We start from the raw sequence: 10,141 nt of genomic DNA, 5'->3' as shown, positions 1-10,141 counted from the left end.
TTGAAGTAGTGCTTTCACCGAAAATTCATGCCTTAATTCATAGATTACTTGGGCCTTGTCTTGTTTTGTGATTTTTCTTTGTTTTGAACTAAGGCATTCAACTTTTTTAAATATGCATTTTCCATACGTAAACGCTCATTCTCCGCTTGTAGTGCTTCAATTGAACCTTCAACTACTTTTTGATTTTTAGTTGTGCTCAGTTTTTTATTTTGCATGGATGGACGCCCCTTTTTCTTTGGTTGTAGGGCACCCAATCCTTCTGAGTCATAAGCCACTTTCCACTTCCGAAGTGTTTCGTAAGACGGAATATTGAAAATCGCCGCTGTTTCCCTGATAGATGTCCCTTGTTCGTTCATATACTGAAGTACATCTAGTTTATACTGAAGAGAGTAGAATGCATAGCGTTTTTAAAAAGCTTTTTCACCTAAAGATTCATATCGTTTAATCCACTGATAGAGTACACTGGCAGCAACACCTATAGATTTAGCAATTGTCTTTCCGCCTTCAGTACCCTCTAAATATCGTCTCACTGCTTGTATTTTTTCTTTTGAAGAGAATTTAGCCATAAAAAAATGCACCTCCAATTGTTAGACCGTGTCTAACAATTGGAGGTGCACTACATTTTGAGGGGTGGCTTGTCCTTTAATATTTTATTTTTCTTCTTTGTAGTTCAATGCAATCTCTACTATCTCTTCTGGCGTTAAGTCTCTAAAATCCCAAAAAATTATATCACTTGGAGCCGGGTGGGGTACGTTGGCTTCTAGAATATCAATGTACTTACTACCTAACTCGTCTGGTAAATCAGGTTCGCATATTTTTTTTGCAAGTTCAATAAGCTCCGCTTTAGTTAGTTTACCTTCCATATTATCCATCCCCTTTTTATAGTTTATAATCCCTTTTTCCAAAAATGATATGAACGATCTAAAATATTTTGATGCATTTTAGGAGATACAATTATTAAATTATCAAGATCGTAGACCGCACCACCTTGGTGAATAGGTTGTTTATGATGAAGTACATATACTTCATGTTTACCATGTTGTTGTGCACACCCTTTAATATTTATCTATTCTTATTATACAGAAAATAATGTTTTTGTTTCATTTTATTTATAAATAATATCCATAAAAAGGAAGATGCTGTTTAACAGTAGCTTCACACATACTTCCGATGCACCATCTTCGACCATTAAATATGGAAAACCGCTGTTTGTTCTCGTATTGACTAACTAATCCCGAACATTTTTCCAATTTTTATCAACGATTTTATATTCCTTACTTTGCCACTGGAATAAATACATACTCTCAAAAATTTCTTTACAGAAGGAACAAAAGAAGTTTATTAGAATCTTAAATGATTCTTAAGCATAATATCCCGTTCTTACTTTCAACAATAACATTTCTATAGCTTGTACAACTTCCTCTTTATTTCTCGTATCAAAGGTTTCAAGCGGTTCATGCCAGTTTTTATTTTTTATTAGTTCTAAACCGTACATGCCATCTGGATCTCCTTCTGGGTACCATCCAACGTCTAAAATAATATCTTTTTGTGTAAACTCAAGTTGCAATAAATCTTGCGTAAAGCTTAGCCAGATTTTATCACCCTTCTCTAGCTCTTCGGGATTGATTTCTAGAAAGCCATTATATGTAACACTCCATAGCTCTGGAATTCGTAATGATTGAAATTTAGGCATATGAGCAAAAATAGGTAATGCTTTCACTTTCCATAATAATGCCTCTATAACTTTTACAACTTCCTCCCTATTTTTTGAATAAAAAACTTCAACTGGGTTCTGCCAGTTCCCATCCTTAACAAGTTGAAGCTTATAACTTCCCTTAGGATCCATTTCAGGATACCATCCAACGTCTAAAATAATATCGTCCACCTGATGCTTGACTTGTAATAAATCTACAGTAAAATATGACCACCCTTTTTTATCATCTACATTTAATTCCTCAGGATTCATTTCCATAAAATTATTATGAACAATAAACCATGTAGCTGGGATTCTTAATGATTGAAACCTTGAAAACTCTTGAAGCACAGACATTATTTCTCACTCCCAAAATGTGTATTAAAAAATTCTTCCCTCGTTAAAGCACTTTTTAAATATTCCTTTACACGATCATCATTCATAGGATGTCCGTGATATATCCAACTATCATTTAATTCTGCTCTAATCCAAGTTGCTTCTTTACCTAAATCATAACCGATTGTTTCTGCTGACTGATAGAAAAAATATATGGCGCCTTTATCTTTATCTTTATAAATCAATCCTTTTTGCAAAGCTTCTTTTTCAAGCATCCCATTATCTACACTTGGAAGATATTGCGCTTGCTTTCTTCCTGTTTCACTAAATAATTTTGTTTGTTCTTTCGTTTTTGCTTTAATATGTTTATGCCCATGTTCACTATATTGAGCATTATTTAACTTTGTACGGAATTCTTTAGCACTATAATAACTATTGTGAGCCACATAATCATGTTGTCTAGAAATATTTCCTTTTCCTAAATTATTACCTACTATACTAGAATGTGTATCTTTAGCTTTTATTCCTAAACCACTAAAATATGACTCTCCACCATAAGCTGGCGCCCATCTATTTCCCATATGATAAGAAGACATCCGTGACAAATCTCTTCCCCATCTTACGCCATTACTTAAAGCACCAGCACCTTTTGTACCAACTGCGAGGAACGCAAAAGAAGTCACTCCGTATGCTATCGATTCTGTGATACTTTCTGCATCTCCGTACTCTACGTTCTTTACATACCAATCAGACAAAACATTTCGTATAGCGTACATCTCTTGGACTTCCTCGTCCCACTCACTTTTTAATGTTCCACTAGGATCATTCCACAAGGCTTTAATAAATTCGTATTTATCTTTAACTTCCTCTTTCTTTTCATCAATAGAACTCTCCGCAAAGTCCCTAAGTCCATATTTTGCATCTTCCAATGTGTCCATTGGATCATCAACTAAGTGTCCGAAAAAGTCTGTTACTTGATTTCCTGCTTTTTTAAGCGGATCAAAAATAGTGTCTCCTGCTGCTCTAGCGCTTCCACGCAGATAGGCGTCAGATAGCTTGTCAAGTAGATTAAAATCCCCATAAGCCTTCTCATCCACTTCACGGAATGTTTTCGCAGCTTTCTTTAATTCGAGTTCAGTATGTTTTAAATGTTTGACTAAATCATCCATACTTCTCTTTTTTGAGAAAAATTCATCGAAAAAGCGTTGGTGTGCCATTCCTTCCCAAGACATTTGCAATTCAAACGTGACTTGTAAAAGTTCTCGAATTATTTTTTCCATAGCTTCTCTATTTCGCGATATAGAATCTGCAGCTTCTTCGAGTTTATCCGGATCAACTCGTACTTGCCCCAATTGCTTTTTCCCCACCTTTCTGTTTTATGTATAAAATTGTCAATAAAAGTATAGCAGATTGTATAGATAAATTAACCATAATTTTACACATGTTCAATATTCAATTGTTAAAATTTTACACAAAATAACAATTAAGGGGATGATTTTAATGGAATTGACAGTAATCGATGAACAAAAGATAACATCGTATTTAGTACAAGTATCTCAGCTAGACAAAAATTTCTTGTTTCACATTCGGGAAATTGATGAAAACATAGATATTAATTTTATTGATGAAAATAATAAATTTTTAACACCTGTTCCTGTTGGACTATTTCTTAGTAAACTTCCTAGCGAGAAAGATAAAATGAATTCTAGAAGAGAGTATAGAAACATGTCAGGATTGGTATTATTAGAACCATTGACACGTGAGGAATCAATTTATGTAAAAGAAATGAAAAAAAGAAGAGGTTGCTGCATTTAGGTACTTAGAAGAAACTTTTTCACGAGACTTAATGAATAAAGTAAAAAGCCCTCTCATATGAGAAGAGCTTTTGTGTATAAGATAAAATACATTTAACTCTACCTTTTTTGATGAATGTTAAATTGAAGTTTCTTCTTTACGAGCTGCGTCCATCATAATAAAGATAGCCGATAAAATGTGCATAATCATCCCGACAAATGGAATCCAAGCAATACAAGATGTTACAATTCCTAAAATATTACCGTTAGCGTTCATACCACTCTGTTTAGCTAATACTAAAGTAATGATATGTAATGCTAACATGAAGAGAAGAGGTAGCCAAAATAAAGAAACAATAATTGTTCCACCTAGTACAGGTATTCCTAATAGGGCTTCCAAACCACCACTTACCCATTTTAGTATTTTTACAGTGTCTTTCAAAATATGTCCTCCTTAAAACTAACATGAATCTATTACATTATTCAGTATAACAAATAAGTCATGGGGTTTTAAGGTGTTATTTTCTAATAATAGAAAGAAGTTTACTATATGGAAATTTATAATTAAAAGTATAGGCCCGTTCGGTGAAATCTTTATATTGCCAGAATATATCATTCAAGAAGAAGGAGCGATTGTACCAGGCCTTGATGGACGAAAAATGAGTAAAAGCTATGGAAATGTCATTCCATTATTTGAAGAGCCAGAAAAGCTGAAAAAACTTATTTTCAAAATAAAAACAGATTCTTCCTTATCAAGTGAACCGAAGGAACTCGAAACATTATTTATGTTGTATAAAGAATTTGCGACAGCTGAGGAATTGCAAAAATGAAAGAGCAATATGCACCAGGAATCGGCTGGGGAGATGTAAAAAAAGAACTATTTCATGTCATCAATCGTGAGCTAGAAGAGCCGAGGAAGAAATATGAAATGTATATGGATGAGCCGCACTTACTTCAAGAAGCGATGGAAAAAGGGGTAGAACGGGCAAGGGAAATTGCTAAGGTGAGTTTAGCGGAAATAAAAAAACGGATTGGGTGTTAATGTGAAAAAGCTGACCCAAAAGGCACATAAGTGCCTTTTGAAATCAGTCCTTTTCTCTGTTATCGACCGTTCTTTGCAATATATCGGCGCTTCGACACGATATAAAGACTGTTCGATGATATTCGACATAATAGTGGTCGATTTGCTGAGCTGAATCATACCGAAAAGTGAAAGAGGCTGACTAAAAAGTGGACTTTTTAGTCAGCTTCTTATCTATATTGTTCATTAAAAACGTATCTAAAACTAATTTATGCACTGATCCAACATTGTCAGGAAGATCATGGATGGAAAAGAATCGTAAATCTTTTGATTCAGCGTCATCGATGCGTAATGTTCCTTCAAAATCACGACAAATGTATGTAATGAGAACACCGTGTACTTGATCTCCATTTGGATACACATTGAAAAATTCTTTACCAGAAAAGTTTTGAAATGGTTCTAACTGTTTCACGATTAAACCTGTTTCTTCATAGACTTCACGTTTAGCGGCTTCTTCTAACGTTTCACCACATTCAAGCGCACCGCCAATAATGCCCCAGCAATTGTAATCACTGCGAAGTTGAAGAAGTACTTCATTATTTTTGTTTAAAATAATTACATGTGAACCTACTAAAATGAGTGGTCGATTTCCAACTAAGCTGCGCATTTCTTCGATATATCCCATATAACACCTATCCTTTATTTATAATACATACGTGCAAATTGTAAGTATGTTTTTGTATAGAGTTGGAACAGGTTGACCTGTTCTTGCTGCAAATAAAGTTTATTCTTTGTATTTTGTATATATAAATCTATTTTGATTTTTCGACATATAAGTCACTACTATGCGGAAGACAACATGATACTTGCTTTCTCACTTTGTTTGTAAACCACGCATGTAGCAGAAAAAGGTCCTGACCGCTTCTATGCACGGCCAGATGCTCTTGTCCTCCCAAAAAAGAAAGAGGGTTTTTTAATTTGCATAAATGTAGTAGCGACATTTATGCTTTCCCACTATAAGTTAATAGAACGATGGCAGTTTATTTAACATCGCTTCTGCTTGTGATGCTAAATAACTAAACTGCATATTATGTATAGTTCTAAAGTATAAACTGCGTAGGAAGGTTTTAATATTTGTACATAAACTACAAAACTCATTGACTAGAAGTCTTGTTTTGTATTGCGGTAGCAAGTTTAGTTTGACATGAATAATCTCAAATAGCTGATTTTGCGGGAATCCTTTTGATATCATGGAAAGAAGAGGGGTAATAATACGCTCATCTTCATCAAAATGATACACAATAGAATAAACGAATATTTTATTTAAAAGACAATGTGCTAGTTCTTCGTAACATTGTTGTAGCAGTTTTGAATTTTGAATAAGGGCATCGAAAGCATCTGCTGCATGAGCAACACTATGCGCCCAGCCGTGAGGATCTACATATCCCCTTAAATCAATTTCTTGGTTCATATAATCTACCAATTTTTCTTTTACGATCATAACCGTTTCTTGTGTTAAAAAATTTGTTTTATTATCTGCACATAATATTAATGCAATTAATAACGTTGTGAAAGAACGTGTAAACACGCTATCATCGATATTAGATATGATGCCGCAATATAAGTATTGTTCTTCTAAAGTTAGCGTAAGTAATTTTTCTAACTGAGCTGTATCGAAATAATCACCTGAAATAAAGTAAGAAAAGGTAGAGTAAATCAATTGATCACGTAAATAGCTGTCTAACGTACCAATATGCTCTAGCATATGTAAACTCAATTGATTTAAATCGGTATTTTGAGGCAATAAATATCCGTTTTTTTGAATCGTTTCTAATAATTGCTGTAGCATAATGGTATTCAATGATGTTCCTCCTCATTGTAATATTATCGATACGATCCCTTTTCTTAACTGAAGATTGCTGTTATAAACATCAAATTTCTAGTATTCTACATTTTCATAAAAACTCCTGCTCATGAAATAAAAAACATGTTATTTAAAAAAATATACAGAAAGAGGTTAAAGAATGAATCAATTTGTTAATTTGGAACGAGATTTTAAGATATTAGTAGGAGAGCCACATTATATTACAATTGAAGAAAATAATACAGTTTCCTTTACAATGGAACAAGTGTTAGAGGTTGTGCAATATTGGATAGAAACAGCAACAGATAAAGGAGTTTTCCATTTACATTTTGTTGTTTCATCCAAAAGTCCAAATTATACACATTATGAAGAAGTGTTTCAGCGTTTACAATTTCAGTATCAGAAAAGTTGTGTTACGGTGCTGAAAGATTTATCTGATGTTACAGATGTGGAAGTTCCGTTTACGCTGAAAACGATCGATGAAGTAGGAGAAGGCACGTTTAAAACAATTTGGCTGGAATCTATGCGGGATTCTATACATACGAAAGAAACATTATCTATAGACCAATTATTATATGCTTTTCAAACAGAAATTGGCGGCAGATGGAATGAACATTGTTTAGTTGCTGTTCAAGGAGAAGATCCAGTAGGTGTTATATTGCCGCATATAGAGCCAGGTACGGTAGAAGAAGGAAGATTGTTTTATCTTGGTGTTGTTCCGAATATGCGTGGTAAACGATACGGGGCAATGCTTCATGAGAAAGCATTGTACATCTTAAAAGAAATTGGTGCCTCATATTATATAGGGAGTACTGACGAAATGAACGATGCTATGAAACAAGTTTTTTTAACAATAACTGTATACAGTTAGGGGAAATAGAGAAATTCACAAGAGTGATTAGAAAAGGATAAATGAAGATCTCTCTTGAAGTCTTGAAGAAATAAATGAAGGGGGAATTGGATGTTAAAGCAATCATTTAAAAGAATCATTCCGTTATATCCAGAAACTTTATTTCCAGACTGGCATGTAGAACATATTTCGCAGCGGCAGGAGAGTGAAAAGTGGGAAACGCTTTGGTTTCAGGTGATTACTCCTACGGGAATATTTCGAGTGAAACAGTTTTTTCTAGACTTTATGGAACCAACTTTTCCAGACAGTTGTCTGTATCACGCGCAGGGGGAGTGTTTTCAATATAATACACTTATCTATTGGCGCGGTATCAATTATAAAGGGTGCGATAGTTACGTCACTTCTAAGTGGAAAACACAAATCGAAATTTCTATTGATGATGGATTTATCAAGCAGCATGAGATGCAAGAATTTTTATATGGATTGCAGCCGTTTGAATTAGAGAATGCAAAACAACAAATGAAATTACCATTTCATCAACTAAGTTTTCATGCTCAAATAGAAAAGGGTGGAGGCGAAATCAGTCGTTGCTCTATATGGTGTACTCCTGAAGAAAAGAAATTCGTATCATTACCGCTTTTAGTCCCTCATTCATGGGAATTAGAGTCTGTTGGTTTTGGTGATAATGAAACACAATATGTATATTGGGATGCAAGAGAGCAGTTATATACATTATGGGCATGCCGGCATATCAATTATAGCTATTATCCTGTATCTTCATGGATAAGAAATTATAGCTCCCCGCAAAAGATTGGAAATTGTGAATACTACGTGCATCCGCAAAGAGGTACAGTTGTATATCAAGATCTTGGGAATGAACAAATTGCATATGTCTTTCGAGGAATCCCATGTACATCTTTTACAGATATAGAAAAAATGTTTTCTCCGTATTTATAAATTGATTACAAAATGTCATGAAATATGTAAGACGCGTTACAATATGTGGTATAGAATAGGGGGAGAGAAACAATAGAGAAAGTGATAGGTGAAAGAATGGAAACGAACATGAAACAAACAGGTTTAGATGTAAAAGTAGAGCGAGAAAATAATAGCACTTTATCTATAAAATGGGGTAGTGTAGAAGAATCAGTGCATGTATATTGGAGTGCATCTCCTGAGGCTATTGAAGAAAATGGACAATTATTAACGATTGTAACAGACGCTTCTGCGGTTACAATTGAAGATCCAAATCCTGCAATGCGTGTCTATTTTCGATTGGTTACGAATAAAGGAGATCGTATTACAGTAGCAGAGCGCCGCCTATCACTGCAAGGTGCGTTTAACTTTCGTGATTTAGGCGGGTATGAAACAAAAGATGGACGTGTAGTCAAATGGGGGAAATTGTACCGTTCTGAAGAATTAGCAGGATTAACAGAAGAAGATATTTGTTATATACATAATTTGGGCTTAAAAACTATCTGCGATTATCGTACAAATTTCGAAGTGCAACATAAACCAAACCCAAAGATACAAGATGTTTGTCAAGTTTCCTTGCCAGTTATGCAAGATTTAGCGAAAGATTTAAATATTAATGAATTCTTCCGTTTAGGAGATTTATCAATGCTTGGCAAGCCGGGAGAATATTTAGTGAAGATGAACCGAGATTTTGTAACTAGTAATGGAGCATTTGTGACATTTTTAGAGCTGATCCAAGATGCTAACAACTTACCGCTTTTAAACCATTGTACAGCAGGAAAGGATCGAACCGGCTTTGCATCTGCTTTATTATTATTGTTATTAGGTGTACCAGAAGAGACAGTAATGCAGGATTATTTACTAAGTAATGGATTTCGTGAACAGTTGAATGAAAAAATGATGGCATTTTTAGGAGCGCAGCTTCAAGATGAAGCAAGCATAGAAATTTTAAGTGCAATGTTTGAAGCGAGGGCTGAATATTTACAAGCGGCATTTGATGAAATTCATAATGTATATGGTTCATTGGATCAATATGCTGAAAAAGGAATTGGACTTACGAAAGAACAGTTAGATGCTTTGCGTAATTTATTGCTAGAAGAAAAATAAGATAATAGATAGAGGTTTTAAAAGTCATAAGGTTACTTTTAAAACCTCTATCTTTTTTATTTTCTTTATTTTACAATTAATTTGAAAATTGTTGAAATAATTACAAAGATATCCACGTTATAAATAGTATAAATAACGTAAAATTTGAAATGAAGGGAGAGATGGGGAAATGTTAGCATGGATATTAGGGGTATTCATCATAGTAGCAGTGACAGTTATGTTGACGATTATGGTAGGGAAAAATGAAGAAGAGAATTATGGAACTTCAACGAAAGGAAATATTACAAGACTTTCAATTATATATCTACTTTTAGGAGTTGTTTTAGCGGTTGGAGTAGCTTCTTATATATATTTTTATGGATAAGGGCGAACATAGATAGTAGAAAAAAGGTGAGGCTTCCAGAAGTGGGGGTCTTGCTGTTCGTTTATTCGGGAAAAGATAAGGTGTGTGCTGTTTGATAATTCTAAAATATTCTAAAGCATAGAAACGTATTATGTTATA

The 10,141-nt window shown here is 34.1% G+C and carries 11 protein-coding genes and 4 pseudogenes; 6 read left to right on the top strand and 9 right to left on the bottom strand.

What is annotated here, in order from left to right; genetic code table 11:
- From BR72_RS27205 to BR72_RS25945, 6 genes and pseudogenes are all read right to left on the bottom strand, one after another.
- A pseudogene (locus BR72_RS27205) lies at positions 1-566 on the bottom strand (transposase); the annotation flags it as partial.
- 84 nt (positions 567-650) lie between these two features.
- A complete protein-coding gene (locus BR72_RS20775; RefSeq protein ID WP_035436479.1) occupies positions 651-863 on the bottom strand; it encodes a bacteriocin immunity protein in 213 nt (70 codons plus the stop codon).
- 23 nt (positions 864-886) lie between these two features.
- Positions 887-1,048 (bottom strand): annotated as a pseudogene (locus BR72_RS27500) (WXG100 family type VII secretion target); the annotation flags it as partial.
- A 183-nt stretch (positions 1,049-1,231) separates the two neighbouring features.
- Positions 1,232-1,306, bottom strand: a pseudogene (locus BR72_RS27200) (SpoVR family protein); the annotation flags it as partial.
- A 54-nt stretch (positions 1,307-1,360) separates the two neighbouring features.
- Positions 1,361-2,050, bottom strand: coding sequence for a hypothetical protein (locus BR72_RS25060; RefSeq protein WP_051957373.1), 690 nt, complete (start codon positions 2,048-2,050; stop codon positions 1,361-1,363).
- Entirely contained in the window at positions 2,050-3,381 is a 1,332-nt protein-coding gene (locus BR72_RS25945; RefSeq protein WP_081904953.1) for a WXG100 family type VII secretion target, read from the bottom strand. The genes BR72_RS25060 and BR72_RS25945 overlap by 1 nt, the downstream gene beginning before the upstream one ends.
- A gap of 148 nt (positions 3,382-3,529) precedes the next feature.
- Between BR72_RS25945 and BR72_RS20755 the strand changes: the two genes are divergently transcribed.
- Positions 3,530-3,844, top strand: coding sequence for a hypothetical protein (locus BR72_RS20755; RefSeq protein ID WP_035436476.1), 315 nt, complete (start codon positions 3,530-3,532; stop codon positions 3,842-3,844).
- A 117-nt stretch (positions 3,845-3,961) separates the two neighbouring features.
- Here the strand turns inward: BR72_RS20755 and BR72_RS20750 are convergent, their stop codons facing one another.
- A complete protein-coding gene (locus BR72_RS20750) occupies positions 3,962-4,264 on the bottom strand; it encodes a hypothetical protein (RefSeq protein ID WP_035436474.1) in 303 nt (100 codons plus the stop codon).
- A gap of 139 nt (positions 4,265-4,403) precedes the next feature.
- Here BR72_RS20750 and BR72_RS20745 point away from each other — a divergent pair.
- A pseudogene (locus BR72_RS20745) lies at positions 4,404-4,864 on the top strand (tryptophan--tRNA ligase); the annotation flags it as partial.
- Between the two features lie 181 nt (positions 4,865-5,045).
- Here BR72_RS20745 and BR72_RS20740 read toward each other — a convergent pair.
- Both BR72_RS20740 and BR72_RS20735 read right to left on the bottom strand, forming a co-directional pair.
- Positions 5,046-5,528: an NUDIX hydrolase gene (locus BR72_RS20740; RefSeq protein ID WP_035436472.1), complete on the bottom strand. Its 483-nt coding sequence runs from the start codon at positions 5,526-5,528 to the stop codon at positions 5,046-5,048.
- A 336-nt stretch (positions 5,529-5,864) separates the two neighbouring features.
- On the bottom strand, positions 5,865-6,704 hold the full coding sequence (locus tag BR72_RS20735) for a DUF2785 domain-containing protein (RefSeq protein ID WP_035436470.1): 840 nt from the start codon (positions 6,702-6,704) through the stop codon (positions 5,865-5,867).
- Between the two features lie 163 nt (positions 6,705-6,867).
- Between BR72_RS20735 and BR72_RS20730 the strand changes: the two genes are divergently transcribed.
- From BR72_RS20730 to BR72_RS20715, 4 genes are all read left to right on the top strand, one after another.
- Positions 6,868-7,578: a GNAT family N-acetyltransferase gene (locus tag BR72_RS20730; RefSeq protein ID WP_051957372.1), complete on the top strand. Its 711-nt coding sequence runs from the start codon at positions 6,868-6,870 to the stop codon at positions 7,576-7,578.
- 90 nt (positions 7,579-7,668) lie between these two features.
- Entirely contained in the window at positions 7,669-8,514 is an 846-nt protein-coding gene (locus tag BR72_RS20725) for a hypothetical protein (RefSeq protein WP_035436467.1), read from the top strand.
- A gap of 108 nt (positions 8,515-8,622) precedes the next feature.
- Positions 8,623-9,639, top strand: a complete 1,017-nt coding sequence (locus BR72_RS20720; RefSeq protein WP_035437016.1) for a tyrosine-protein phosphatase — start codon at positions 8,623-8,625, stop codon at positions 9,637-9,639.
- 169 nt (positions 9,640-9,808) lie between these two features.
- Positions 9,809-10,003 (top strand): hypothetical protein, encoded by a 195-nt coding sequence (locus BR72_RS20715; RefSeq protein WP_035436464.1) that lies wholly within the window; start codon positions 9,809-9,811, stop codon positions 10,001-10,003.
- Positions 10,004-10,141 lie beyond the last annotated feature (138 nt).

It is taken from the genome of Bacillus sp. UNC322MFChir4.1 (assembly GCF_000746135.1).
Lineage (GTDB): Bacteria > Bacillota > Bacilli > Bacillales > Bacillaceae_G > Bacillus_A.
Note: the sequence above shows the minus strand (reverse complement) of the source record. Positions and strands in the feature narration are given on the sequence as shown.

Bases quoted from the DNA above. Each gene is read 5' to 3' on its own strand.
- BR72_RS20775 (WP_035436479.1), bottom strand. From the start codon at position 863: ATGGAAGGTAAACTAACTAAAGCGGAGCTTATTGAACTTGCAAAAAAA.
- BR72_RS25060 (WP_051957373.1), bottom strand. From the start codon at position 2,050: ATGTCTGTGCTTCAAGAGTTTTCAAGGTTTCAATCATTAAGAATCCCA.
- BR72_RS20715 (WP_035436464.1), top strand. From the start codon at position 9,809: ATGTTAGCATGGATATTAGGGGTATTCATCATAGTAGCAGTGACAGTT.
- BR72_RS20755 (WP_035436476.1), top strand. From the start codon at position 3,530: ATGGAATTGACAGTAATCGATGAACAAAAGATAACATCGTATTTAGTA.
- BR72_RS20730 (WP_051957372.1), top strand. From the start codon at position 6,868: ATGAATCAATTTGTTAATTTGGAACGAGATTTTAAGATATTAGTAGGA.
- BR72_RS20720 (WP_035437016.1), top strand. From the start codon at position 8,623: ATGAAACAAACAGGTTTAGATGTAAAAGTAGAGCGAGAAAATAATAGC.
- BR72_RS20725 (WP_035436467.1), top strand. From the start codon at position 7,669: ATGTTAAAGCAATCATTTAAAAGAATCATTCCGTTATATCCAGAAACT.
- BR72_RS20740 (WP_035436472.1), bottom strand. From the start codon at position 5,528: ATGGGATATATCGAAGAAATGCGCAGCTTAGTTGGAAATCGACCACTC.